Origin of the sequence: Pantoea sp. RSPAM1 (assembly GCF_038816185.1) — a bacterium.
GTDB lineage: Bacteria > Pseudomonadota > Gammaproteobacteria > Enterobacterales > Enterobacteriaceae > Pantoea > Pantoea ananatis.
Genome location: NZ_CP046137.1, coordinates 3,899,888 through 3,924,501 on the forward strand (window position 1 = coordinate 3,899,888; position 24,614 = coordinate 3,924,501).

At 53.1% G+C, this 24,614-nt stretch carries 23 protein-coding genes and 3 tRNA genes; 8 read left to right on the top strand and 18 right to left on the bottom strand.

Going from position 1 to position 24,614, the window contains the following annotated elements; all coding sequences use genetic code 11:
* Positions 1 to 19: 19 nt before the first annotated feature.
* From GKC68_RS18780 to serB, 9 genes are all read right to left on the bottom strand, one after another.
* A complete protein-coding gene (locus tag GKC68_RS18780) occupies positions 20 to 1,303 on the bottom strand; it encodes a fimbrial protein (protein WP_206115360.1) in 1,284 nt (427 codons plus the stop codon).
* 14 nt (positions 1,304 to 1,317) lie between these two features.
* Positions 1,318 to 3,840, bottom strand: coding sequence for a fimbria/pilus outer membrane usher protein (locus GKC68_RS18785; RefSeq protein WP_221611295.1), 2,523 nt, complete (start codon positions 3,838 to 3,840; stop codon positions 1,318 to 1,320).
* A gap of 5 nt (positions 3,841 to 3,845) precedes the next feature.
* Positions 3,846 to 4,535, bottom strand: a complete 690-nt coding sequence (locus GKC68_RS18790; RefSeq protein ID WP_028724608.1) for a molecular chaperone — start codon at positions 4,533 to 4,535, stop codon at positions 3,846 to 3,848.
* Between the two features lie 39 nt (positions 4,536 to 4,574).
* Positions 4,575 to 5,162, bottom strand: a complete 588-nt coding sequence (locus GKC68_RS18795) for a fimbrial protein (RefSeq protein ID WP_263793434.1) — start codon at positions 5,160 to 5,162, stop codon at positions 4,575 to 4,577.
* 207 nt (positions 5,163 to 5,369) lie between these two features.
* Positions 5,370 to 5,819, bottom strand: a complete 450-nt coding sequence (locus GKC68_RS18800; RefSeq protein ID WP_028724606.1) for a hypothetical protein — start codon at positions 5,817 to 5,819, stop codon at positions 5,370 to 5,372.
* Entirely contained in the window at positions 5,816 to 6,748 is a 933-nt protein-coding gene (locus GKC68_RS18805) for a winged helix-turn-helix domain-containing protein (RefSeq protein ID WP_342656397.1), read from the bottom strand. Before GKC68_RS18805 ends, GKC68_RS18800 begins: the two co-directional genes overlap by 4 nt.
* A 325-nt stretch (positions 6,749 to 7,073) precedes the next feature.
* On the bottom strand, positions 7,074 to 8,312 hold the full coding sequence (gene nadR / locus GKC68_RS18810; RefSeq protein ID WP_028724604.1) for a multifunctional transcriptional regulator/nicotinamide-nucleotide adenylyltransferase/ribosylnicotinamide kinase NadR: 1,239 nt from the start codon (positions 8,310 to 8,312) through the stop codon (positions 7,074 to 7,076).
* A gap of 92 nt (positions 8,313 to 8,404) precedes the next feature.
* The gene (gene radA / locus GKC68_RS18815) at positions 8,405 to 9,787 is read right to left on the bottom strand and encodes a DNA repair protein RadA (protein ID WP_028724603.1); all 1,383 of its coding nucleotides are present in this window, start codon (positions 9,785 to 9,787) and stop codon (positions 8,405 to 8,407) included.
* 13 nt (positions 9,788 to 9,800) lie between these two features.
* Positions 9,801 to 10,778 carry a phosphoserine phosphatase gene (gene serB, locus GKC68_RS18820; RefSeq protein WP_014595282.1) on the bottom strand — a complete coding sequence of 326 codons (978 nt, stop codon included), beginning with the start codon at positions 10,776 to 10,778 and terminating at the stop codon, positions 9,801 to 9,803.
* A 107-nt stretch (positions 10,779 to 10,885) separates the two neighbouring features.
* Between serB and GKC68_RS18825 the strand changes: the two genes are divergently transcribed.
* Positions 10,886 to 11,554, top strand: a complete 669-nt coding sequence (locus GKC68_RS18825; protein WP_028724602.1) for a YtjB family periplasmic protein — start codon at positions 10,886 to 10,888, stop codon at positions 11,552 to 11,554.
* Positions 11,555 to 11,682: 128 nt separating this feature from the next.
* On the opposite strand, the gene yjjG is transcribed toward GKC68_RS18825, so the two are convergent.
* Genes yjjG through GKC68_RS18840 form a run of 3 tightly spaced genes read right to left on the bottom strand, consistent with a single transcriptional unit; the run spans position 11,683 to position 13,205 of the window.
* A complete protein-coding gene (yjjG, locus tag GKC68_RS18830; protein ID WP_047715047.1) occupies positions 11,683 to 12,363 on the bottom strand; it encodes a pyrimidine 5'-nucleotidase in 681 nt (226 codons plus the stop codon).
* Between the two features lie 19 nt (positions 12,364 to 12,382).
* Positions 12,383 to 12,823, bottom strand: coding sequence for a ribosomal protein S18-alanine N-acetyltransferase (gene rimI / locus GKC68_RS18835; protein WP_342656398.1), 441 nt, complete (start codon positions 12,821 to 12,823; stop codon positions 12,383 to 12,385).
* Positions 12,795 to 13,205, bottom strand: coding sequence for a DNA polymerase III subunit psi (locus GKC68_RS18840; RefSeq protein ID WP_028724599.1), 411 nt, complete (start codon positions 13,203 to 13,205; stop codon positions 12,795 to 12,797). The genes rimI and GKC68_RS18840 overlap by 29 nt, the downstream gene beginning before the upstream one ends.
* A gap of 105 nt (positions 13,206 to 13,310) precedes the next feature.
* Between GKC68_RS18840 and rsmC the strand changes: the two genes are divergently transcribed.
* From rsmC to GKC68_RS18860, 4 genes are all read left to right on the top strand, one after another.
* Positions 13,311 to 14,342 (top strand): 16S rRNA (guanine(1207)-N(2))-methyltransferase RsmC, encoded by a 1,032-nt coding sequence (gene rsmC, locus GKC68_RS18845; RefSeq protein WP_342656399.1) that lies wholly within the window; start codon positions 13,311 to 13,313, stop codon positions 14,340 to 14,342.
* A gap of 161 nt (positions 14,343 to 14,503) precedes the next feature.
* Positions 14,504 to 14,590 (top strand) — tRNA-Leu (locus tag GKC68_RS18850).
* 30 nt (positions 14,591 to 14,620) lie between these two features.
* Positions 14,621 to 14,707 (top strand) — tRNA-Leu (locus GKC68_RS18855).
* Positions 14,708 to 14,735: 28 nt separating this feature from the next.
* Positions 14,736 to 14,822: transfer RNA gene (locus GKC68_RS18860), tRNA-Leu, on the top strand.
* A 67-nt stretch (positions 14,823 to 14,889) separates the two neighbouring features.
* On the opposite strand, the gene GKC68_RS18865 is transcribed toward GKC68_RS18860, so the two are convergent.
* Positions 14,890 to 15,126 (bottom strand): DUF1435 family protein, encoded by a 237-nt coding sequence (locus tag GKC68_RS18865; protein ID WP_050598432.1) that lies wholly within the window; start codon positions 15,124 to 15,126, stop codon positions 14,890 to 14,892.
* A gap of 257 nt (positions 15,127 to 15,383) precedes the next feature.
* Between GKC68_RS18865 and GKC68_RS18870 the strand changes: the two genes are divergently transcribed.
* Together GKC68_RS18870 and GKC68_RS18875 are read left to right on the top strand one after the other, a co-directional pair.
* Positions 15,384 to 16,481: a diguanylate cyclase gene (locus tag GKC68_RS18870; protein WP_028724596.1), complete on the top strand. Its 1,098-nt coding sequence runs from the start codon at positions 15,384 to 15,386 to the stop codon at positions 16,479 to 16,481.
* A 213-nt stretch (positions 16,482 to 16,694) separates the two neighbouring features.
* Positions 16,695 to 17,159: a YbaK/EbsC family protein gene (locus tag GKC68_RS18875; RefSeq protein WP_047715050.1), complete on the top strand. Its 465-nt coding sequence runs from the start codon at positions 16,695 to 16,697 to the stop codon at positions 17,157 to 17,159.
* Here the strand turns inward: GKC68_RS18875 and GKC68_RS18880 are convergent.
* The 4 genes from GKC68_RS18880 to GKC68_RS18895 form a co-directional block, all read right to left on the bottom strand.
* Complete coding sequence (locus tag GKC68_RS18880; RefSeq protein WP_288427851.1) at positions 17,156 to 18,376, bottom strand: MFS transporter; 1,221 nt, start codon at positions 18,374 to 18,376, stop codon at positions 17,156 to 17,158. The two genes, GKC68_RS18875 and GKC68_RS18880, sit on opposite strands and share 4 nt — an antisense overlap.
* Before the next feature lie 196 nt (positions 18,377 to 18,572).
* Entirely contained in the window at positions 18,573 to 19,559 is a 987-nt protein-coding gene (locus GKC68_RS18885) for a nucleoside hydrolase (RefSeq protein ID WP_342656400.1), read from the bottom strand.
* The gene (locus GKC68_RS18890) at positions 19,540 to 20,595 is read right to left on the bottom strand and encodes a LacI family DNA-binding transcriptional regulator (RefSeq protein WP_028724592.1); all 1,056 of its coding nucleotides are present in this window, start codon (positions 20,593 to 20,595) and stop codon (positions 19,540 to 19,542) included. Before GKC68_RS18890 ends, GKC68_RS18885 begins: the two co-directional genes overlap by 20 nt.
* 46 nt (positions 20,596 to 20,641) lie before the next feature.
* Positions 20,642 to 22,036 (bottom strand): MFS transporter, encoded by a 1,395-nt coding sequence (locus tag GKC68_RS18895; protein WP_342656401.1) that lies wholly within the window; start codon positions 22,034 to 22,036, stop codon positions 20,642 to 20,644.
* 586 nt (positions 22,037 to 22,622) lie between these two features.
* On the opposite strand from GKC68_RS18895, the gene GKC68_RS18900 reads away from it, so the two are divergent.
* Entirely contained in the window at positions 22,623 to 23,177 is a 555-nt protein-coding gene (locus GKC68_RS18900; protein WP_047715052.1) for a histidine phosphatase family protein, read from the top strand.
* On the opposite strand, the gene GKC68_RS18905 is transcribed toward GKC68_RS18900, so the two are convergent.
* Complete coding sequence (locus GKC68_RS18905) at positions 23,174 to 24,124, bottom strand: hypothetical protein (protein ID WP_028724589.1); 951 nt, start codon at positions 24,122 to 24,124, stop codon at positions 23,174 to 23,176. The genes GKC68_RS18900 and GKC68_RS18905 overlap by 4 nt on opposite strands.
* Positions 24,125 to 24,614 lie beyond the last annotated feature (490 nt).

The window sequence follows — 24,614 nt, forward strand, 5'->3', positions numbered from 1 at the left end:
CCAAAGGAGCGTTCTCATCTTATTGCAGCCGAATCAGGATGGACGCTGTCGCATCAACATGGCCCGCCGTAACAGTCTGACCTGGAAGCTTTGCAAGACGGGCACTGAACGTGCGCTGATACAGCTTTTCGTCACTCTGCTGGCTACCGCTGATGACCTGCGCATCCTCCAGCACCGGTCGCCAGCCCGCATTACCGCTGAAGCTGCTCCAGCTCAAAAAAGAGACCGGCTGACCACCGGACGTTTGTAACTGAATGCCGACGCCTTTCGCCAGTGAAGGATCGCTGTCATAACGATCCGACACCAGGTAGCGCGAAAGCCCGTCTCCCGTCGTCAACCCTAGCTGCTGCGCCTGCAGCCACGCGGCATAGCTCGGCTGAAATCCCAGAGAGAGCTGGCCTGAGTTAATACCCGAGATTTTTTCCGTTCCGTTCGCACAGGCCAGGGTAATGTTGAGCGGTGCCGATACGGTCTGGCCTTCATTAAGCCCGTTGATGCTGATGCCAGGGAAAATGACGTTTGCGGTATAATTTTCCACCCGACAGCCCTGCGTCATGTTCTGCGTCAGGGTGGCAACCGGCGCGGTATTCATCCCAAAGGCCATGTAGCGTCCGGTTCCCCAGGTATCGTAATGATTCCAGCTGTCCTGACCCGCTTCAGGCACATTCATGCCCGGCCCCATAAACACCACATAGCCATTGGGCTGATTACAATTGTATGCGCCGGTATAATTATCGGCTGCCGCCCAGAGGCAACCCCACGACGCGTAACCCGGCGTACGGTTGTTGCGGTCGGTACGAATGAGTTCCGCGCTTATAGGGCTGAAATCGCGCCCCCTGATCTTGATTTTGTTCCCGTCTGTTTCATATTGCGTGAGCGGCACTTTTTGCCAGATACGGGTAAAAGGCTTACCACTGCGCACGTGAACCAGCTTTAATGCGGTAAAAGGAAAATAGGTCTGGAAATAGTTGTTGCCCATGTCCCAGGCACCGCCAACGTTGCTGTCACCATTGGTGGCGAAGACTTCAAACAGTTGGTCTTTATCAGCGAGGTCACACTCGTACAACACGCGATCGGGATTGTTGTTAGCAACAGACGGCACCACCCGAAACACCGAACGGGCCAGCACGGTGCCGGCGGGCTGATAGCGAAGATTCATTAACCCGATATTGCCGAAATTCAGGGGTGCACCGCAGGCATCACAGCCTTGATCGACCGGCTGTATCCGCGTGCAGGTCGCGTAAGCCGGGAGCCACACCGTCCCCAAAAATACTGTTATTACCGCCAAAATGCGCTTCATCATTCACACCTCAGATTTTAAAAACGACAGACGGCATCCGCGTAGGTGATCACCGCGTCGGGCTTGGGTTTCGGGATGCGGTAATCAATCAAACAGGATGACTGTGCGCCCTCTCCCCAGACGGCCTTCAGTTGCCCCTGAGTTTTAGCCACCCGTAGCCAGGCATTGCCGCCCTGACCAAATGTCCCCACCCGATTGCCCGACTCGTCCAGCAGATCTGCGCCCATTGGCACTGTGGTATCGCGATTGGTGCGGGTCTTTAACATGAGCGGATAACCGCGTAGGGTTCTGAACGAGACCTTCACCATCGCACCAGCATAGGGCGCGACGATTTTCTCGCTATCCTGTATCTCAACTTGGCTATCGCTGCCGCCGGTCCCCAATGAAATCCGGTTGTAGTGATAGGGGTTAAGCGACGGTACCAGGGCATAACCGAAGCGATCGATCTCTGTCCCCTGGCTGTTAAGAACCTGGGCGCGCCTTGCGCCTTTCGCTTCGACAAGGGCAAAGGTGTCGCCGAGATAATTGCCCAACGTCACGCCACCGCTGTGGATTACCGCTGCGCCCATCGCGTTAACGGACATCTGGTTAAACCGCGAAGAGGTCGATGCGGTACCCGTTACGCTGGCTTCTGAAAACTTTTTGCCCAGGCTGCCACTCAACGTCGTATCACGTTGCTGCTGATCGCGATTCACATTCACGCTATAGCTGGTGCCGCTCTCGCCACTTAGCCCGCTGAGCGACGCGTTGTAGTTACTGCCGTTCTGGCTTCCCCGCGTCCCGCCCAGAGCCAGATAGGGAGAGGTGGCGTCCGAGCCCAACGGCACAGAGAGGCTGACCTGCAACTGGGTATCTTGATAAAAGGTATCGTCTGCATGCTGGGCCATCACCGCCATGCGCGGATCGGTTGAGTAGGCTCTGCGCGAATACTGCCGGGAAAGAGAAATATTCAACGCGATATTTTTGGGCAATACCGTGCCATACCCGACCTGAAACTGCGTCGTCCGGGAGCGTCCATCATAGTAATTTTGTTTTGAGCCAGAAACATAGATATTACCCCACTGCCCCAGCGTCTGATTAAGGGTCATCTGCAGCCGGTTACGCTGCATATATTCGCTGGTGATACTATTGCGACCCGGCGTTTCTGCATTATTCAACGCAATCACGTCGTTAAGATCCCGGTAACCCTGTGTGGAATACTGGTAGCCCGCAAACGTCAATGTTGTATTGGTGGGCTGAAAGGTTCGACTGTAACTCAGTGCGTAACGCCATCCCTGGGTCGACTCACCGCCGTTCAGATCGGCTTCAGAATACGCGCTGTTAAATCCCACTGCGCCCATGTCAGAGGCCCAGACGCCGCCGGCCAGCAAAGCATGATAGCGTTGGCCCAGCCTGACGCCGCCGTTAAGGGTGATGGCGTTGGTCAGTCCGTGCTTAAGGGTTAATTCGGTAAAGGCGTTGTCTTTGCTGTAATCCCTGACTCTACCGGCAGCAAAGTTGAAGTCCGTCCGGCCAGGACGCAGCGACTGCGGTAAGACCGCATAAGGCACGCTAAAGCGATGCAGGCTGCCGTCAGACTCCTGGACCTCCACGCTGAGATCGCCGCCATAGCTCACCGGACTCAGGTCATTGATGATAAACGGACCCGGCGGCACGGTTGTCTGGTATATCCGCTGTTTGCCCTGCCAGATTGTTACCCGTGCGTTGCTGTTTGCCACGCCGCGCACCACCGGGGCATAACCCCGAACAGAATCCGGCAGCATACGATCGTCAGAGTCCAGACTGACGCCGTTAAAACTGACAGCAGTAAATAAGTCACCGTTACTGAAAAGTTCCCCTATTCCCGCCTCACTTCGTAAAGTGGGCAGCGCACGTTGCACCCAGGCCCGGGCGCTTTGCCAGCGATTGCCGAACTCGTCATGGGTGAAATTTCCCTGCTGACGGAAACGCCACATCCCGACGTTCATACCACTGTTAATGCCCAGATAGGTGGATTCAAAACGCTGCGCATTTTTATAATCGGAATAAAACTGGTTAAGGTTGTAATTCACGAATGCCATGGTATCGCCCGCCGTGAGGTTTTCGGGCGCGATATAGCCTACGGGCCGCTGGAACAGCATCGCCTGAGGAATGGTCACATCCACGCGTAAGCTTGCCGTATTCACGTTGACGGTCGCGCCGGGCAAAAACGCCTCAGGCCGTGCGCAGTCTTTCGCCTTCAGGGCGGAAAGATAAGGAGTTTTGACGCCAAACGCCCGATAAAACGGCGAGGTAAGACACACAGAAAGCGGCCCCTCGGCGCGCACGATTTGCAGAGCCGTGGATTGCTGGAATTTACCATTGAGGTAAAGATCGACATCGTAACGGCCGGGCTGAAACCAGGCATCCTGTGAATCATCAGGCATCGCAACCTGTCCCGGCATCATTTCACGTATCAAGGCAGGATCAAACGTATAATCATTTTGCGCATCAACCGCCTGACTTGCTCTGGCTACAATCAGGCTCAAAGCGAAGAATAACGATAATGTGACTTTATTCATTTCTGCTATTTTTCGTTTACGTTGATTTTTTCGTCGGCGCCAAAATCATTAATCAGGATGGCATTAAGCGCATATCCAGAGAGGGATGAATGGCCTTTCAGCGTAATCCGCTGTTCACTAAAAGGGGCCAGCGTGACGGCATCGTCCCAGGAAAGCGCGTTATTACCTTTTACGAGGACAAACGAGCGAATATTGGCGTAAAAGGGAGACGCATTTTTAAGGAGGATGGCGTGCCCCTGGATACGCCAGGAAAGCGCCTGTCTGACTCTATCTACAGAGAAATCGAGATCCCCGGGACGAACGATGACTTTCACCCTGTTCTTGATAATCAAATAAAGTTTGTTCTTATCTTCATCGCCCTTTTTAACAGAGGGGAGCTCCGTATAGTCAAGATAAAACAGTGACTCTCTGTCCTGCGGCACATTTTTTTCAGTGACCTTGACTTTAACCGTTTGACCGGCGTTCGGTGCGATACGAAAAATTTGCGGCAGCGCCACAAAGGGCGGTGTTGAATTGGCATCCGGATTCACTGCCTGAATTTGAATAAGCGCAGGCTGATCGCCTGCATTAGTAAACTGAATGGTCTTTTCATTTTTCGAACCATCAATGATGATCCGGGTGCCGTTGAGTACCACACTCGCCTGACACAGTGTGGCTGACAGCATCAGCAATAAACTAACGATAGACTTAAACACAGGTTTCTCCTGCCCTCTTAAATAAAGAGGGCCTGATAGTTATGGATAGCTGACAGAATATTGGACGCTACTCAAAACTGTACCTGCACCAGCGCTTCCAGAGTCGCTGTAATATTCGACCGAAAAATTTTGCGATGCGCTGGTACTTCCGCTTGCCAGCGTCATGCCGCTGACTGTCGCCGTACCGCCAGATAAATTGATCGCTTTGTCACTATTATCCAGTAAACGCAGTGCCACGTTTTTCGCTGTTCCGGTATTCAGTAAATCGCCAGTCGATGAAATGTTGTTGCCGACCAGATTAATATTAATTGCCTGCGTTGAACCTGATGCCGGTGCAACACAACCGGTTAGGTTAATGGTAAAAGGCGTTTTCCCGGCGGTTGATTTTGCCGTACTCAGCGCGGTAGTGGAAACCGTTGGCAGCAGAATAATCGGGCTGCCGGTTGCATCATTGACATTAACGTTACAGGTTTGTGCATTGACCTCGCCCTGAAAGCGAATGGTATTTTGTGATGCAGAAATAGCATTGAAAGAAATAAAACTTGCACCGCATAAGGCAATTGTCATGCCGAGTGATAAAGACCTGGCTTTCATTGATTCCCTCTTGTGATTCTGGTTAATAAACATGCTCATTGGCGGCGAGAATCATAAGGGGCATCGAGAGAAACTGTGTGTGAAGTGTTCTGACCTTATGTGAAGAAGGCTTTAGAAAACAAAAAAATATTTAAATTCAATATGATAATGTTAAACCTGTGTTGCTGAAAAGAGACACTTCATAAGATAACAACAGGCCAGGCCGTGCGTGCAACGACAGCGAACGCCACATTAACGACATTACTTTTCGCAAAGGTAAAGCGGTACCGGCCCAGAATAGAATACCCACGTCTGCAGGCCTGTCCTTTTAATCACAAACGGAAATGTCGAACCGGCGGTAATAAAAAAAGCCGGCAGCCACTTTTGTTGTTCCTCTAAAGACATTTGGTTATCCGGTGAGGGTTCTATTAATGTTGATCGTGAAAGATACAGATTGCCCTCGCGCTGATAAGTAAAACGAATAATTTTACTCAGGCTGATAACCTTATGTGCGCTATCGGTGAGCCGTCCCGTTATCGTAATAATACCCTGACCGTTTCGCATATCGTGAGAGGCGATCACTGAAAATGTCTCACCGCCCCTGATGTAATTAATGTTTGCAATACAATTGACAGCATCCTGTCGAAAGATAAACACGACAATGCCTGCTGCTGTCATCACGATTCCAGCTAACAGAAAACTTAACTTCACCACTGACTCCTTATATAATAATATGAAACACAGTCCGGGGAGCCGAAAAGTGAGAGGCTATTTTTACACTGTAAAACTGAAATTCTTTCACCATTGGTGAATGCTGTAATGAAAATTTTGCGTCGCTCTGTACAACCGACTTTAATATTAACAGCGACTCGTGCCACCAGACTGTTATCCGCTTTTTCATTGCCATATATTTCGCATCCGTTCATATCAAAGCGTTTAACAAAATCCATTTCCTGACGGTAAAGTGAAAAGGCCATGATGGCAAAACCACAAACCAGTATTGTCAACACCGTCAGCCCTGTCACAAACAGATTACGGGGGGAAATCGCATAGCGATTTGCGCTTTTCGTGAGTGTTAATATAGCAGTTTCAGGATCGCCGATCGTTTTTTTTGATTTTGGTTCAGAATGCGGCATGTCATTAATGAGGTTTTCTGAAATATTCTCATCATCCTGAATAACGGGCTGCGTCGTATTTGGTGAAACCTCCTCTTCACTGGCCGAGGGTAAGAGCGGAATACGCTGTTCGTCTTCCTGGGCACATTTGACAGCCACTGCTTCCTCATCAGAAATACGCTTTTCAGGCGCAGTCGTCGATTCCTCAATGAGGATTGCGTTTGAAAGCATAAAACCGCGACGTGGAATTGTTCTGATCACGTCCTGGCGGATATCGCATGCCAGCAGCGCTTTTCTGATCAGGGAAATACTTTGATATAAGGCATTGGCACTGACTTCCATACCAAACCGGCGCCAGGCATATTGATAAAGCGCCTCATGATCGACAATTTCGCCCTGGCGCGCGATCAACAATTCAAAACAATAGGAGGCCGAGGAGTGCAACTTCACCGTCTGATCATGACTAATAATTTCCCTTTTCCCAGGATAAAAAACCACATCACTACCAATACTAATCTTTTTCATCTTATTACATCCGGGTATATCATTATTTCTATCTTATGAATATCCCCTTAATATAAACCATTTAAAAATATTGAGCTTACATTTAACAGCAACACACAGAAGAAATGAAATAATATCAGTTTCTGAATACGTAATAATGTTACCCGGGAATTCAAAATCTTTTTTTTGTTTTGTAATGTTACACACATTAATTGGCTGCCCGTGTTTTTCACGAGCCATTATTTCTGACGTTCAGGTTAGAGAGTAAGCAAATAATATGAATAAAAAACAGCCATTAAAGGGCGACGTCTTGTTTTTTCCCCGCCCCGGTATGAAGCTAAAGGCCTTAGAGCGGGCTCTGTTCGCCCAGCATCCCTTTCACCAGTTCAATACAGCGCAGGAAACGCGCGTCGTAGTCTTCTTCCTGCACATGAACGAAATCGATGTGGTTTTCACCCAGCATTGAGATCAGCATGCTCTGGAACTCACGGCGATCGACAGAGCTGCCCAGGCTGCGCAATCCATCCGCCACCCAAGGCACGTTATTCTCCAGCAAAATGACCAGGTCGAAGCGATACTCATCAATCATTGCCTGAACAAAAGGATGCTCGCGTCCTTCGTACTTTTTGCAAAAGGCCTGGGTGGTGACAAAGTCGGTATCGATAAATGCCACTTTATTGGCATATTTCACCGCAAAATCGATGTACTGTGCATGGCCCAGCGCGATCTTATCGTAGTCAGAATACTGCAGCGCCATCTCATCGCCGCCCAGATGGGAAAAAACATAGTCACGGCCATATTCCCACGCACTGGACGTATTAAAGATGTTCGCCAGCTTGTTCACCAGCATCGACTTTCCGCTCGACTCTCCGCCCAGAATGGCCACGGTGCGCACAAAGAAAGGCTTTACTTCGGTGGGAATATACTCCCAGAAGCGGAAGGGATCCTGACGAATCTGCGCGCCGCTGATGTTCATAAACGATCGTTTCGGATCGATCAGTATCGTCTCAATGCCCAGGTGCTGTTGATACATTTCGGCATCGGGTGCTTCACTAGTATAGATGCAGTCTGCGGCAATTCCCTGCTCGTCGAGAAAAGTTTTCACCCCTGCACTCCACACATCCCAGCCATGGGGATAGGGTTCAATGCCCTCTTCATCAAAGGCATGAATGCGAATATTTTTCTGGTACTTGAAGGTTTGCAGTAACCAACGCAGACGGTCGCTGACGGTGGGCTGCTGCGACATGGCGCTGTTTTCAAACAGGCTCAGATCGCGCGGCTCATCGTAGCCCATAATGATATGCAGCTCATCGACCTGACTACAGGCACGCTGGATGAGATAAATATGGCCGGTATGCAGCGGATAAAACTTACCAAATATCACCCCAATTTTTTTGTCGCGACGTGGAAACTCCAGACCGAGAAAACGGTGCAGGGCTTCCAGCTTTTGTGCACTGGGGCTTTTAATTTTCGCGTTAAGCAGTTGGCTTAAGTACCCTTTGGTCATGCCACTGGCATCGGCCACCTGTTGTAGCGTGTGGCCCTGCTGGCGAATGGCCGTTTTTAAATAATCAAACGCCGACATGTGCTGCCTCCTGCGAAAAATGATCAACGACGTGAGGACAGTTGTCCCTCACCGGCCCGTTTGCGCAACGGCAAAAGGGCATTAGGGAAAGCTTAAAGATCATCGAGAATCGCCAGCGCATCCGCCAGCTTTTTCGCGCTGTAGACGCGCATGCCCTCAATCGGCTTTTTCGGCGCGTTACCCGCAGGCACAATCGCCCGTTTGAAGCCATGTTTCGCCGCTTCTGAGATCCGTTCCTGACCGCTGGGTACCGGACGAATTTCGCCGGCCAGCCCGACTTCGCCAAAGATAACCAGATCCTGCGGCAAGGGGCGATCGCGCAGGCTGGAAACCATTGACAGCATCAGCGCCAGGTCGGCGCTGGTTTCTGTGACTTTCACGCCGCCCACGACGTTGACGAACACATCCTGATCCGCCATTTGCAATCCACCGTGACGATGCAGTACCGCCAGCAGAATCGCCAGGCGGTTTTGTTCAAGCCCAACGGCAACACGTCGGGGATTCCCCATCATCGAATGGTCCACCAGCGCCTGAATCTCGACCAGCAATGGCCGGGTTCCTTCCCACAGGACCATGACCGAACTGCCCGATGTAATCTCTTCACCGCGCGACAGGAAAATGGCCGAAGGATTGCTCACCTCTCGCATGCCCTGCTCCGTCATGGCAAAAACCCCCAGTTCATTCACGGCACCAAAACGGTTTTTATGGCTGCGCAAGGTGCGGAAACGCGAATCGGCATCGCCATCCAGCAGCACCGAACAGTCAATACAGTGCTCAAGGACCTTCGGCCCGGCCAGCGATCCGTCTTTGGTGACGTGGCCCACCATGATAATCGCCACGCCGCGGGTTTTGGCAAAGCGCGTCAGATAAGCGGCGGTTTCGCGCACCTGGGCCACGCTGCCGGGTGAAGACTGGATATCGGCCATGTGCATCACCTGGATGGAGTCGATGACCATGATTTGCGGCGCTTCCTGCTCAGCGATCAGACAGATCTGTTCGATGCTGGTTTCCGACAGCATGTTGAGGTTTTCAGTCGGCAAACCCAGCCGATGGGCGCGCATTGCCACCTGCTGTAAGGATTCTTCGCCGGTGACATACAGGGTTTTCATGGTCTGCGCTAAGCGGCACATGACCTGCAGCAACAAAGTGGATTTACCGGCCCCGGGATTACCACCAATCAGAATGGCACTGCCGGGCACCACGCCACCGCCCAGCACACGGTCAAATTCTTTAAAGCTGGTCGAGAAACGGGGCAAGGCTTCCAGACTGATTTCGGACAGCTTTTGCACCCGACTGGTCCCGGCACTGCCCGCATAACCGCTGAGGCGCTCATTGCGCGCTGCAGCGGGTGAGGCGGCAATCCGTACCTCGGTAATGGTGTTCCAGGCGTGACAGGCGCTGCATTGCCCCTGCCAGCGCGGATAATCTGCGCCACACTCGTTACAAACAAATGCGCGTTTTGCCGCTTTGGCCAAAACAACTCCTCAGTTAACGCTCTTCGTGAATCAGGCTTCCGGTCAGGATGCAAAATACGCCCATTAAATCGGCATGGCGAATGGTGACGGCCGTTTGCTCATTGACCTTCGGTTTGGCGTGGTAAGCAATGCCCAGCGCCGAGGCTTTGATCATCGGCAAATCATTCGCCCCGTCACCCACGGCGACGGTTTGTTCTGGCGCAATCCCGAACCGCTTAGCCAGTTTTTTTAACGTCTCGGCTTTGTACTGGGCATCCACAATCTGCCCCAACACTTCACCCGTGAGTTTACCGTCGCGGATTTCCAGTTCGTTCGCCGCGATGGCCGACAGATGCAGCTTGTCGCGCAGGAACTCTGCAAAATAGGTAAAGCCGCCAGAGGCGATAGCCACCTGCCAGCCCAGCGCCTGCAATTTTTTGGTCAGCGTGGTTAAGCCTGGCATTAACGGCAGCTCATCGCGCACCTGTTTAAGAATATTGGCGTCGGCATCTTTCAGCTTGCCCACGCGCTGGCGCAGGCTGGCGGTAAAATCCAGCTCGCCGCGCATCGCCCGCTCGGTGACCTCTGCCACCTGCTCACCGCAGCCCGCCAGTCTGGCTATCTCGTCGATACATTCGATTTGGATGGCGGTGGAGTCCATGTCCATGACCAGCAGGCCCGGCGTTTTCAGATGCGGGATTTTCCCGAGCGGTGCCACATCCAGCGCCAGATCGTGCGCCAGTTTGCTGGCAAACGGCGTCAGGGAACCTGCCAGACGAATCACCTGGTAGTCGTCTACGTTCCAGGCACTGACGATCACCATCGCGGCGCCAAGCTGGTGCTGATAATCGGTCAAACGCTGTTTATCCAGGCCGCGACCATAGAGTAACCAACCGGTTCGACCCGCACGGTAGTCAAGCGGCATAACTTCGTCACCGCTGAGTGAAAGGGGCAACCCCGGCCAGAGAGAGACATCAGCAGGCAGATCGCACCAGGTAAGATGATTTGACATCAGGGCTCCTGTAGGAACAACAAAACCACGCAAGAGGCTACCTTGTCTGCGCTGCTTCTGGCAACATAATATCCAGGCTTTCTGTCGTCACGTGATTCGGATAATTAATGGCTAAAACCGCACTGAAATTTCGCTTACATCGCACGGTGATCGTTTTGATTTCGCTGGCGCTGTTAGTGGTGCTTATGCAAGGCGCATCCTGGTTTAGCCTTGGCCATCAGATGGCGCGTTCTGAACAGGCAGAAGAGCTGGCTCAAACGCTGACCCGCCAGGTGGCGTTCAGCCTTAAGCCCTTGATGGATAACAGCGAAGACAACCGCAGTCAGATTGAAGCCATTATTAATCAGATGACCGAGAACAGCCGTATTCTGGATGCGTCCGTCTATGCCGGCGATGGCAGCCTGGTGGCGCACAGCGGCGAAAATATTAACGTGCGCGATCGGCTGGCACTGGATGGCAAACGCGCGGGAAGTTACTTCAATCACCAAATCGTGCAACCGCTCACCGGCGGCAACGGCCCCGCAGGGTTTCTGCGGGTTACGCTGGATACGCACGTGCTGGTCACCGAATCGCGTCAGGTGGATAATACCACGAATATTCTGCGCCTGATGATGCTGCTGGCGCTGGCGATTGGCATCATCCTCAGCCGTACGTTACTGCGTGACCGCCGCACGCGCTGGCAGCAGTCTCCGTTCCTGCTCACGGCCAGTACGCCTGTGAAAGAGGATGATGAGGAGGACGAGAAAAAGGACGATGCCGCAAAGCCCTCGGTCTGACGCGACGGCCCGGCGCGGTTTACTTTACCGCCTGCCAGACATTGCCCTCATGCCTCACCAACAAGCTTGATCAAAAAAGGCCCATCTCAAGGGCCTTTTCCTTTCCAGATCCGCGTGACGCGCCAGGCTCAGCCTTTTAGCAGCGCTTCCAGCTCGGATAACGTATTCACCCGCCAGTCCGGTTTGATCGCTTCGGGCAGCGGGCGCGAGCCGTGGTCGATCCAGCAGGTTTTAACGCCCGCATTCATGCCGCCGAGGATATCTGATTCTGGCGTATCGCCAACCATCAACACGCGATCGCGTTGCGGATGCCCCATCTGTTCGAGCGCATAGTCAAAAATCCTGGCGTCAGGTTTAGGCACGCCCACTTCTTCTGACACCACCAGTGCAGAGAAATACTCGAGAAAGCCTGTGCGCTCCAGACGACGCTGCTGCAGCGCGGTAAAGCCGTTAGTGATGATGCCCATTTTGACGCGGCCGTGCAGCAGCGTCATCAGGCTGACTGCCCCCTCAAGCGGCAGACAAATTTCCGCCATGGCTGACAAAAAGCCATCGTTAAGGATCGCCGGAGCCACGCTGAGTTTCTGCCCCCAGCCGACAAAGCGGCGGGTCTGGAGCTCCAGTGCAGACAGCTGGCCATTTTGATACTCCACCCAGAGCGGCTTGTTGACCGCCTGGTAATCCGCAAAATCCTGAGCGGTGAACTGCACATCGTACCCGGCAAACAGACGTTGCAGGCCGGCAAACGAGTCAAAGTGAAACAGCGTGTCATCTGCATCAAACAGGATGCAATCCCAGTTATCTAACATCAAAACTCCTCAGAAACGGCTAGAGCGTGAGCGCCATGATCAGGGCATCTTCACGGCCGCTGGCGGTGGGATAATAGTTCGGACGGCGGCTGACCTGGTTGAAATCCAGCTGTTCGTACAGCGAGATGGCGGGGGCATTTGACGCACGCACCTCCAGCCACAATGTCATGACATCGCGCGCAATCAGTTGATCGATCAAATGCTGCAGCAGCGCCCGGCCAAGGCCGCGCCGTTGATAAGCCGGGTCGACCGCAATATTAAACAGCGACGCTTCATCCAGAACCACCTGGGTGATCGCGAAGGCGGCCATCTGGTTATCGACATCTAACCGCAGATTCAGAAAACGTTCGCCCTGATTGCTGGCAAAGGTCTCTTCGCGCCAGGGGAATGCATGGCTGCGACATTCAATAGCAAAGGCCTCGGGAATCGCGTCAGGCGTGAGGAAAGAAATGGCTGTCATGTTCACACATCTGTTGCCAGAGCGCGCGCCGGGCGGCACCGCTGCTAAGCAGTTCATTAAAAGAAGCGCTGGTTAAGGCAACGCCATTGAAGGTTTGTTCGCTCTCAACACCTAATAACCAGCCCGCGCAGTTGAGCGTTTCCGGCAGCATTTGCAGCTGGTCAGGCGTCACGGTCATCACCTGCGTTGGTTTAAGACTGAGCGTGTGCAGGACATCACGCAGGAGAGGTTCCTGCAAACCTGGCGGATTCTCCGCCACAATAATCAGCTGCGTATCCGGCAAAAGCCGTACGGCGATCTCGCCCTGGAGCACGCGCGGGCGGCGCAGTTGATACTGCGTAATCCCCATTTGCTGTAAAAGCCAGTCGCGCCTGGACGTCATGATATACCTGCTTTGCTCGCTGAATGCGACGCTATGCTAGCAAACCCATCGAACATGCGCCAACAAACCACTATAATCTCCGCTCAGATCTTACAGGAGCCCTACATGTCTGCTTTTACCCCGGCCAGCGAAGTCATTCTGCGCCACAGTGATGAATTTACCGCCCGCCACGTTTTATTTGCTGGCGATTTGCAGGATGACCTACCCGCACAGCTTGAGACCGCCTCTTCACGCGTGCACACTCAGCAATATCATCACTGGCAAAACCTGAGCCGCCGTATGGGGGAACAGGCGCGTTATGGACTGGTCGCTCAGGCAGAGGATGTTCAGGGCTGCGATACGCTGGTTTACTTCTGGACCAAGAACAAACCGGAAGTGCAATTCCAGTTACAAAATCTGCTGTCTCTGCTGCCGGTTGGCTGCGATATTTTTGTGGTAGGCGAAAACCGCAGCGGCGTGCGCAGTGCTGAAGGCATGTTGGAGCAGTGGGCGACTCTGGAAAAAATCGACAGTGCACGCCGCTGTGGTCTTTATCATGGTCATCTGGAGAAGCAGCCTGCCTTTGATGCCTCGGCCTTTGGTAACAGCTACCAGCTGGATGACCTGACCGTTCATACCTTACCTGGTGTATTCAGCCGCGACGGTCTGGATGCGGGCAGCGCATTACTGCTCTCCACGTTCACACCGCACACCAAAGGGAAAGTGTTGGATATCGGCTGCGGCGCAGGCGTGATCGCCGCGTCGTTACCGGCGCATTCACCCAAAGTGCGCCTGTGGCTGTGTGACGTCCATGCCGCCGCCGTTGAGGCCAGTAAAGCCACCCTGGCCGCTAACGGCCTGGAAGGCGAAGTCTTTGCCAGTAACGTCTTTTCTGACGTGACCGGGCGCTTTGACATGATTATCTCTAACCCACCGTTCCATGAAGGCACGCAGACCAGCCTGGATGCCGCCCAAACGCTGATCCGAGGTGCCGTTAAGCACCTGAACAGCGGTGGAGAGCTGCGCATTGTGGCGAACGCCTTCCTGCCTTATCCCCAGGTGCTGGACGAAGCCTTTGGCAATCACGAAGTGCTGGCGCAAACCGGCCGCTTTAAAGTTTATCGTGCGGTTTACGGTCGCGGTGCCAAAGCCCGTTAATACGTTTTCTTTGCCTTTTTCGCCGTTTTAGCGCGTCGCCAGGCTGAAAACGTTGCTTTTTGCAGCGATCGTTTCCGTCTGGCGAAATATGTGTTGACGCATTGAGTAAAATCTCTAAAATGCGCCTCCGTGGTTGTAATACGGTAACGTATTGCGGGTATGCGAAGGTGGCGGAATTGGTAGACGCGCTAGCTTCAGGTGTTAGTGTCTTAACGGACGTGAGGGTTCAAGTCCCTCTCTTCGCACCAAAATCACATATTTCATATCGCGAGCACTGCGCGAAGGTGGCGGAATTGGTAGACGCGCTAGCTTCAGGTGTTAGTGTCTTAACGGACGTGAGGGTTCAAGTCCCTCTCTTCGCACCATTGCGGTGATATGAAAAGACAACACGATGCGAAGGTGGCGGAATTGGTAGACGCGCTAGCTTCAGGTGTTAGTGTCTTAACGGACGTGAGGGTTCAAGTCCCTCTCTTCGCACCAACGTTGTCATTCCCACTCTATTATTCCTGTATTTCCCTTGCCTTACCCGTTTCACTCCCCGGACACACTACAGCCCGCTGAATGTGAAGCCTGTTGCCGCAATGCCGCCTGCCAGCGCGAGACAGGAAGGCAGCAAAACATAGTGCCGCATGCGCTGACTAAACAACATCAGCAGGGTGAGCAATAACGCGATTAACATCACGACGCGCCACTGCTCAAAGGTTGGCTGCCATGCTGTTATTACCGGTATTGCCGCACATGCCAGCATACTTCCCCATGCACTATCCAGTTTGATACCGCGCATTGCCTTCCCCCTGACCACCTGTGAGCCGTTTTAGTTGATTCGATATCATATGATAACAATTCCCATTATCATATGATAATAATTCTCAACTTTCAGCTGGTTTTTTCACGGGCGGGTGGGAAGATGACAGCTAAACAAGAAAATGTTAAATTGCAACTGATTACACTTTTTATAACAGCAATATAATGCCTGTTGACCGGCTGAAATCCTGCGCCGGTTTTTGCTTTGTTATTTCAGGGCCGTCACGAGTATGAATAATGAAAATAGAATCTTATGATGAATTGAAACACAGCAAATACCGCCTCTCGTTGATGCTCTTTTTGTTTTTAAACGCATCCGTTTCGCTATTTTGTCTGCTCCCTTTGGCCGAAAATAATGAAACACAAGTCACCGTGCCGGTGATGATGGTGGCGTTCTTTAGCCTGACCATGCTGAGCACGTGTTTAATAAAAACTAAACTAAAATTACCACTGTTAAATCCCGTCGCGCTAATCCTGGGCGGGCTATGGGCATGGCATATTCAGTATCGCTATCATTCTGTTTTGATTGACGATGGCGGTTTTTTGATTGTCAGTCTACTGTGCGTTTTTTTTATCAGCGCCATTGCACTGAGCGATTATTTGGTCGCGTTTTGCCTGCACATTACACCTTCCATGTTAACAGTGCTCATGCTGGATCACGGGCAACATCTGCCGTTGATTTTATTGACGATTGCCTTACCGCTGATTGGCTTTTCATTGCAACATCTGATGCGTCGCCGTTCGGAAGACTTTACGCTGCGCTTAATGTATCAGTTGTATGAAGAAAAAGAGTCATTCAGCGATCTCAGCATGCTCGATCCGCTAACAGGCTTATATAACCGACGCGGACTGAAAAATCGCCTCGATAACATTCTGGATAATCATGTCGGCAGTCATTATGTGCTGCTGTTAGATATCGATCACTTTAAGGCTTACAACGATAATTATGGTCATGCGATGGGTGATCAGGCGCTGGCACGCGTTTCGGTTGCCATTCGCGATGCGGTACGCTCACGCGATGTGGTAACACGTTACGGCGGAGAAGAGTTTTTAGTATTAATGACCAACGTCAATGCATCAATCGCCATGAAACTGGCGGAAAGAATTCGCCAGTATGTGGTGAATCTGGAAATTCCCCATTTGTTTAATGAGCGCGTTTCGACGCATGTCACCATTAGCGCAGGCATTGCGCCGATTTACGACAATGAATTTGATCAGGCCGTTGCCAATGCTGACCGCGCATTATACGTCGCGAAAAATCAGGGGCGAAATACGATTCTGGCCTGGGAAGATCTGCCCGGTGTTCTCAGCCCCGCGACGAGTGACGTCATATAAGCGCGTGCCGGATAGCCATGTTATCCGGCGCCCCTGGAGTGAAAACAGAGAGAAATAAAACCGCGTCAGCCCCTTAGCGCCCTCTCGTTTTGCCTCTGCTCTTCCCCAACCCTCTCGCCGCTATGCATTCTGTTACCTATTCTTTCTCTCTCTCGTTTACACCGCAGCGGGCTTGTGGCAATTTTTACGCCTTCAATTAGCATGGAGAGAAAAATGAGCCTGGAGTCTGTACGCCAGTTTTTTGCCGAGCGTGCGCCGGAAATCGACATCATTGAGATGCCTTACAGTACCGCAACGGTAGAAATGGCGGCTCGCGTTCACGGTGTGGCGCCGGGACAAATCGCCAAAACCCTTTCCCTCAAGGTCAGGAATGAGGTGATCCTGGTGGTGACCCGTGGCGATGCGCGGTTAGACAACCGCAAACTCAAAGCCGCCTTGGGTGCCAAAGCGCGGATGTTAAGCGTGGACGAAGTGATCAACTGGACAGGGCATCCGGTTGGCGGAGTTTGCCCCTTTGGCCTGGAAAATCCGGTCACGGTATATTGTGATATCTCGTTAAAAAGCTTTGATGAAGTGTTGCCCGCCGCGGGCGCGGTTAACAGTGCCGTACGCATTTCGCCGCAGCAGATGGCTGAACTCACTGCGGCAAAATGGGTAGACGTCTGTGAAACGCGTTAATCTGTCTGCTTTGCCATCGCGCCGGAAATTTTAATTCCGCACGTTTCACGGCCAAAGGCGACAAAGAGACAAATCAATACGGCCACGGTCCCCGCTACGATGGCCATTCCGAGCCCATAGTTGCCACCATGCGCTTCAGCAATACGTGACTGCAGCGTCGCATTGACGGACGCAATGAGGTTACCTAACTGATAAACAAAGCCGGGCAATACCGCTCTTGCATTCCCCGGCACCAGTTCGTTCAGGTAAGTCGGTATCACGCCCCATGCGCCCTGCACCATAAACTGCATCAAAAAGGCCCCAAGACCAATAGCCCATGAACCGCTGGAAAAGGCCCACAGCGGCAGCACCGGCAGCGTCAGCAATGCGGCGATAATAATGGCTTTCTTGCGGCCGATACGTTCAGACAGCGTGCCGAAGAAGATGCCCCCCAGCATAGCGGCAATGTTATAGCTGATGGCAATAATACTCACGGTGTGGGCATCAAACTGGTGCTGCACTTTCAGGAAGGTCGGGTAAAGATCCTGCGTACCATGACTAAAGAAGTTAAAGCAAGCCATTAACAGCACCATGTAGATGCAGATTTTCCAGTGCTGACGCAGTATCGGCATCAGTGCGCTGCTCTCTTTGCGCTCACGTGCCGCCAGCCACACGGGCGATTCAGGGACCTTGAAATAGATAAAGGGTAACAGCAGAATCGGAATAGCGCCGATGAGAAACATGCCGCGCCAGCCCACCGCATCAAAAAATAAACCAAAGACGATGGACGCGAGCAGGTAACCGCACGGATAGCCGGCCTGGAAAAGTCCCGACATCAGACCACGAGAGCGGTCGGGAATAGTTTCCATTGCCAGTGAAGAGGCCACGCCCCAAATGCCGCCCATGGCAATACCATAGAATATGCGGAAAGCCAGAAATGCAGCGAAGGTTGGTGACCAGGCGGACAGCAGTTCGAACACGGAGAAAAAGATAATGTTCAGCATTAAGATTGGTTTACGGCCATATTTCTCCGCCATCCGCCCAAACAGTAGCGCGCCAATCGGGCGCACCGCCAGCGTTAGCATAATGGCGACAGACACATCGGTAACAGAGTTGTGGAAGTACTGAGCAAGATTACTCAGTACAAACACCAGAATAAAAAAATCGAATGCGTCCAACGTCCAACTGGCAAAACAGGCGAAAGCCACGTTGCGCTGGGTCGATGTCCAGTCAAGCATACACGTCTCCTCTCTGAGACACTCTGGCGCATCGCCCATAACGTTCCTGGCCGCTGTCGGAGAGTGATGTAATTGTTAATCAAATGTATACATCATGTTCCAGAGGAGAGCGTACCGCGCAATTGTCAGGCAGTGGATCAGGCTGTAAGAAAGCGTGTCTGACGGCAGAGAATCCAGGCGACGAATCGCCTGGGTTTTACTCGGGAAGGTGGTTAAAGGCCTGCTCAATGATTGACAGCAGGCGCGCGTTATCCACACTGTGCAACACATGCACCAGCGCGCCGGCGTCAGGCGGAATACCCACGTCCAGACGCAATGGCTGCCGATAGCGCCAGGTTTTACCGCGCGTCGCGCCCGGACGCAGCTCAATATCCACACGATAGTCCGTTCCCCATGCCACGCGCTGATTAAGCAGCCAGGCGACGACCAGCGCATCATGGATCCAGCATCCGGCCAGGTGACGGGTTTGCATTGAGTAGTCGATCCAGGGCTGCAAAGTGTCATGCACAAAGCGCGTCAGCGGATGTTCGCGACGGGTCATGCGCGTCAGATCGTCCTGAGTCAGGAGCGTTTGCGTGGTGACATCCATGGGGACCAGCGTAATGGCGGCGCCGCTGTGTAATACCTGATGAGCAGCTTCCGGATCGATGCCGAAATTGGTGTCTTTGATGTAATCATCCAGCGCAAAAACGCCGCCCATAATCACGATCTCTGCCACCGATTCCGCCATGTCCGGAAAACGCTCCATGGCCAGCGCCACATTGGTGAGTGGGCCAATCGCAATCAGCGTGATTTCGCCGGGGTTATCGCAGATGAGTTGCCCCATCGCCTGCGCGGCATCCGTTGCATCGGCCTCTAACATGGCAGGCTGAGGAACGCCCTGCCAGAGTGACAGCAGATTGAGCTGTTCAACCCGCTTGTCCAGCACAGCGCGCCAGGGGCCAGGATCTTCGCACAGTGCCTGACGGGCACCCTGCACGACAGGCACGGCACAGCCCAGCCGGGTCACCAAATCTTTGGCGACCCGCGCACCAACATCGCTCGGCGTATTCCCTGCTACGGTAGTAATTAATTCTAACGACAGCCCTGGTGAGGCTAATGCCAGAGAAAGAGCAAGGCCGTCGTCCGTGTTCGCCCCTGCAATACCATTCCCCGGATCACAATCAATAATCAGTCTTTTCATTATTTGATTTATTTACTCTGGCCTGTGATGGCCGACAGCCACAAGATTCACCAATTTCAAGGTGGTGTGGAAACGATTCAATGCGTGCCTCGCCATTCCACTGTTTCAACATATGGATAGCGCAGCGTGCCATATCTTTAACCGGCTGACGCACGGTCGTTAATGCCGGAACGTGATAGGCAGACTGTTCTGTGCCATTAAAACAGACCAGCGCCACATCTTCCGGCACGCGAATGCCGTGCTGACTCAAGGCGCGGATACAGCCAATGGCCTGGCCTTCGTTACTGGCAAACAGCGCGCGGGGCAGCTTCTGGCTGGCTATCATGCGTAGTGTGGCCTGATAACCGCCCTCACGAGTATAGGTGGTGGGGAAAATCAGTGATTCATCAATCTGTACATTGTGCGCCTGCATCGCGTCACGCCAGCCCTGAATACGATCCTGGGCATTGAGCATATCCAGCGGTCCGCTAATCATGCCGACCTGCTGATAACCATGGCTCAGCAAATGTGCGCACACCTGAAAGGCGGCTTGTCGCTCATCCACCCGTAACATGCTGACCCCGGGCTGCGCTTCAACCCGATCAAGCATAACCAGCGGTGTCCCGCTGGCTGTGATGATATCAATGAAAGGATGGCGATCCACGCTGTTATAAAACAGGCCGTCGACCTGACGATTGAGTAGCCCCTGAATCAGCTCCAGCTCCCGTTTGCGATCGTCGCCTGCATCACCAAGCAGCATGACATGCCCGTGATTGAGCGACTCCTGCAGCAGCATGTGCGCCATCGATGCGACAAAGGGGTTGCTGATATTCGGCACCACCAGCCCAAAGGTTTTGGTGTGGCCCGACGCCAGGGCGCGGGCGGCGGCATTCGGGCGATAGCCGGTGTGCTCGATGGCGGCAAGCACCCGCTGACGGGTGGCATCCGCGACCGGGCGTGGTCCGTTATTAATGACGTAACTGACCACGGCAACCGAGGTCCCAGCGGCTTTTGCCACGTCGCTGCGCGTCACCGTCGTTTTTACCGGTTTCGCCACTTCGCCCTCCTCATCTCATGCCGCCTGCCATGTAACATCATCGTATTCAGATAGCGTCTTCTGGCAGATTAAGATCGCGCCCGCGTGTTTCCGGTGCCACAAAGGTGGTCAGGAAACCAATGGAAGCCATCGCTGAGAAATAGGTCGCAATGGACCACCAGTGCCCGGTATACGACAGCATCGCCGCCGCCACCAAGGGTGCAGTGCCGCCTGAAATAATTGAGCCCAGCTCTTTGGCCACGGCCATCTTAGTATAACGGTGGTTCACGCCAAACAGCTCCACGCCCCAGGCCGCCTGGACGCCAAAGATGCCCAGAGAAGCCAGCGCCATGCCCACCACGATAACCGGGATAACAATCGCCGGTTCGCGCGTATCCAGCAGCGTAAAGGCTGGCCAGGCGTAAATCATCAGCAGCAGGCAAAAAACCCGATAAACGACCCGGCGACCGAAGCGGTCTGACAGCCAGCCGGCAAGGGGAATTATCAGGAAGCCGAGCAGCGAGGCAATAAAGACCGCCGTGGTCGGCACAGATTTATCGACCATCAGGACCTTAGCGACATACCCGACGATAAACCCCTGCGCCAGATAAGAGGGACCGTTTTCGCCAATACGTAAGCCGACCATGGTCCAGAAAGCACGGGTACGCTGAAAGAAGGGGCGCGTATCAACCGTCTGATGCTGCGCGGCGATAAGGTTCGCCCGCTCCGCTTCCAGTAGCGCTTTCTTGCGCTCGAACACCGGGGTTTCCCGCAGGTTGCGGCGGATCCACAGTGCCACAAGGGCAATGACGGCGCTGCTCAGGAAGGGAATACGCCATCCCCATTCCAGCAGGCTTTGTTTATCCATCTGCACCACCAGCAGCCAGACAAGCGATGCCAGCAGCGTGCCGCTGTTAGAGCCGAGGGCGATAACCGAAGACACCAGGCCACGCCGCTTAACCGGCGCATATTCGCCCAGCATCACGGTTCCGCCGGAAAGCTCAGCGCCTGCGCCAAACCCCTGACTGAAACGTAGCAGAACCAGACAGGCAGGCGCCCAGATGCCAATGGCGGCGTAGCTGGGAATCAGGCCGATTAGGGTTGTGGATGCGCCCATCAAAATAATGGTGGTTACCATGACGACTTTGCGACCTTTTCGATCGCCCAGCCAGCCAAAAAATAACGCGCCGATGGGGCGGGCAACAAATCCAACCGACCAGGTTGCAAAGCTGGCAAGCAGCGCCATGGCGGGGGTTTGTTCAGGAAAGAAAACATCACCGAAGATAATGCCGGCGGCGAGGCCATAGAGTGCGAAATCCGCGTACTCCATTGCCGTCCCTAACCAGCATGAAACCGTCGCGCGCCAAAAATCTTTGCGGCCGGCTGGGGTAGTAAACCGCTCATCAGCGGCGGAGGTAGAAGGCTGTGCTGCCTGCTGCGTAACGGAGTGCTGTGCCGTCATAAACGCTGTCCCTTGAAAATATGCAGATCGATAAATGCCATTCCGAGAGACGGTTCCCTGACTACGAGCAGAACGCCCCGGTGGCGACATTCAGTTGGCTAACCATGATGAAAGGAAAGTTAAAGATTCCCTGGTGTTGGAATCCGCAGTATCGCGAGCTTCGCCGCTGTATATTTCAGCGGTCGTATTAATCTGGCGAATGTAACTTGATCCTCGATCGGCCTACCGTGCATCGAGCACCGTGAGCAATCACTGGAATCTAGTGTTATCTACGCGCGTAGATAAATCAATAGCCTTTGCGAAAATTTGTTAGATTTTCTTCACTATCAAGCTTAATTAATATGCCATTTTACGCGCAAAATCAGGCGGTTAATCCCGATCCGGCGCACAAAAAAACAGCATACACCGGAACCAGAGGCACTTTTCCTTTAACATTAAGCCAAACTGGCTGTCTGACCCTTTCATCGCCTGATGTTGTCGCACATTGGTGTGACTGCCCGATGACAGCACGGGCAGCGATTGCCACATAATGCATCCTCAGATATACCTGACTGGCGCATAAACCGGAGAACGCCGTTAAATCATTATGACCATTATCCTGATGCGACATGGTAAACCTGACCACCCTTTTGCCGGACGTTTAAGCGCACAGGGGCTGGCAGACTGGTGTGAAGCCTACGATCTGTCACTGGTGAGCGATGGGCCGCCCGATCGCAGCATCAGCATCGCCAGAAAAGCGGCGGTTGTGGTCTGCAGTCCTCTGCCCCGCGCCCACTCTTCGCTGGAGCGCCTTGGGCTGCATCCCCATCACGTTGATGCGCTCTTCAGTGAAGTCGGTATTCCTTTGCTCCGGGCTGATCGCATTCAGTTGCCCACCTTTGTGTGGCAGGCCATCCTGCGCGCCATGTGGTTTTGTGGCTATACCGGCGAGACCGAGTCGCTGCAGCATGCGCGCGCCCGCGCCTCGCGTGCCGCCGATCGCCTGATCGCCCTGTCGCAGCAGGGGACGGTTTTGCTACTGGGACACGGCATTATGAACAAGATGATTGCTCGTGAATTGCGTAAGCGCGGCTGGCAGGCGGAAAAACACGCCAGCAGCCGTCACTGGAGTTCGGCCATCTACCATCGCCCCTTTATTTAACCAATTTGAAAGTAGCTCAGCGTTTCGTAGCCTGCCCCTACCTCGGTTGTCGCAAGAACGATTTTCAGTACCAGATCAATGACGCTCAGCGTCCGGTTATCATCATGGGTGATCAATAGCCGTTTATTATCCGGACTGAAACAGCCATCCAGCGGCTGGTGAGTCAGCGCGATATGCCCCAAAGGATTCAGCAATTCATCAAAAAGCGTGACGATGGGTTCCTGGTGCCCGATCGCCATCAGATACTCGCCATCCGGACTAAAGCGAACCTTCTGACAGGGCTGTTGGTGGCCCGGAAGCGCCAGCCGCTGGCGGATTCGATGGCTCTGGCGATCGACGACATACAGCAGCGGCACATCGGCGGCGCTGGCGATGAGATAGGGGTGCTTAGGAGATGCAGTAAGGCCTGAAACCGGGCCGGGCATCAAAATGGTATCAATGACTCGCCCTTCCGCTTCGCACAGGTCGACGACGGTGATGGTGGCATCCTGCTCATTGTCGGTAAAGAGCTTGCGGCCGCTGGGCGAAAGCGTCAGGCGATGGGTATTATCAAGCGGAATGGGAATCGTCTTTTCAACGCGGTGGGTTACGGGATCGATCACCACCACGACAGTAGGATTTTCACAGCACAGATACACTTTGCCGTCGCGCCCTAACTGACCGCTGTGCGGCGCTTGTGACGGTGAGAGGTCGATATAGTCATTAATCGCCCGCTGTCGTAAATCAATGACCGCCACTTTATGGCCAGGATGAGGCGCATCGCCTTGCATATCGTCACCGTACAGCGGCAGAAAAGCCTTTTCCCAGGGCGCGAGCATCAAAAGCTCGTGCAGTCGCGTTGGGATAACGTCCACGGCCTGGCTGACGTCAAAGGTGTCAGGATCGAGAAACAGCGCCCGTCTGGTTTGCCTGTCAATCGCCAGTAATCCTCGAGATTCAAATGGCATGTCATCTCCTTTTCGTCTGTATCGCTAAAGCGTAGACAATGACTGTCAGGCTGCGCGCATCTGTAAATTCATTACTCATGCTGAATATTTTACTTATCTCGATTCAGCACTGCTTCCCTTACTCACGCACTGTTGATCAGTATCAGGACAGAAAAACTCTCCCTCTGTCGATATAAAGATATTGCCATAGCGGAATAAAACATTAGCGTAAATAAATATTTATTTTTATTTCAGGCGAATACTTATTTCCGTTTTATCCTAAAGTTTTCATCAGGAATAGCGAATTGTTGAATTGTGTTCTATTAAATAATTGAGCCGCGGCCGCTCAGGTCACGCTTGTGCGCAGAAACTGTCGTGGCTCGCCATCGAACCCTACCAGGGAAATACAATACTCATTGCGCAGCGCAGCATGTCTGCGTTTATGGCGGTTTATATACGGGATGACAGCTCAAGCCCTTATTTTGCCGACTGGCATAAACACTATAATCAA

What these genes read in the sequence shown, in the direction of transcription:
- GKC68_RS18780 (WP_206115360.1), bottom strand. Translation starts at nt 1,303, where the DNA reads ATGATGAAGCGCATTTTGGCGGTAATAACAGTATTTTTGGGGACGGTG.
- GKC68_RS18880 (WP_288427851.1), bottom strand. Translation starts at nt 18,376, where the DNA reads ATGCTTGACTGGACATCGACCCAGCGCAACGTGGCTTTCGCCTGTTTT.
- GKC68_RS18900 (WP_047715052.1), top strand. Translation starts at nt 22,623, where the DNA reads ATGACCATTATCCTGATGCGACATGGTAAACCTGACCACCCTTTTGCC.
- GKC68_RS18905 (WP_028724589.1), bottom strand. Translation starts at nt 24,124, where the DNA reads ATGCCATTTGAATCTCGAGGATTACTGGCGATTGACAGGCAAACCAGA.
- GKC68_RS18795 (WP_263793434.1), bottom strand. Translation starts at nt 5,162, where the DNA reads ATGTTTATTAACCAGAATCACAAGAGGGAATCAATGAAAGCCAGGTCT.
- GKC68_RS18805 (WP_342656397.1), bottom strand. Translation starts at nt 6,748, where the DNA reads ATGAAAAAGATTAGTATTGGTAGTGATGTGGTTTTTTATCCTGGGAAA.
- GKC68_RS18785 (WP_221611295.1), bottom strand. Translation starts at nt 3,840, where the DNA reads ATGAATAAAGTCACATTATCGTTATTCTTCGCTTTGAGCCTGATTGTA.
- GKC68_RS18870 (WP_028724596.1), top strand. Translation starts at nt 15,384, where the DNA reads ATGAAAATAGAATCTTATGATGAATTGAAACACAGCAAATACCGCCTC.
- rimI (WP_342656398.1), bottom strand. Translation starts at nt 12,823, where the DNA reads ATGACAGCCATTTCTTTCCTCACGCCTGACGCGATTCCCGAGGCCTTT.
- yjjG (WP_047715047.1), bottom strand. Translation starts at nt 12,363, where the DNA reads ATGTTAGATAACTGGGATTGCATCCTGTTTGATGCAGATGACACGCTG.
- GKC68_RS18895 (WP_342656401.1), bottom strand. Translation starts at nt 22,036, where the DNA reads ATGACGGCACAGCACTCCGTTACGCAGCAGGCAGCACAGCCTTCTACC.
- serB (WP_014595282.1), bottom strand. Translation starts at nt 10,778, where the DNA reads ATGTCAAATCATCTTACCTGGTGCGATCTGCCTGCTGATGTCTCTCTC.
- GKC68_RS18885 (WP_342656400.1), bottom strand. Translation starts at nt 19,559, where the DNA reads ATGAAAAGACTGATTATTGATTGTGATCCGGGGAATGGTATTGCAGGG.
- GKC68_RS18875 (WP_047715050.1), top strand. Translation starts at nt 16,695, where the DNA reads ATGAGCCTGGAGTCTGTACGCCAGTTTTTTGCCGAGCGTGCGCCGGAA.
- nadR (WP_028724604.1), bottom strand. Translation starts at nt 8,312, where the DNA reads ATGTCGGCGTTTGATTATTTAAAAACGGCCATTCGCCAGCAGGGCCAC.
- GKC68_RS18825 (WP_028724602.1), top strand. Translation starts at nt 10,886, where the DNA reads ATGGCTAAAACCGCACTGAAATTTCGCTTACATCGCACGGTGATCGTT.
- GKC68_RS18865 (WP_050598432.1), bottom strand. Translation starts at nt 15,126, where the DNA reads ATGCGCGGTATCAAACTGGATAGTGCATGGGGAAGTATGCTGGCATGT.
- GKC68_RS18840 (WP_028724599.1), bottom strand. Translation starts at nt 13,205, where the DNA reads ATGACGTCCAGGCGCGACTGGCTTTTACAGCAAATGGGGATTACGCAG.
- rsmC (WP_342656399.1), top strand. Translation starts at nt 13,311, where the DNA reads ATGTCTGCTTTTACCCCGGCCAGCGAAGTCATTCTGCGCCACAGTGAT.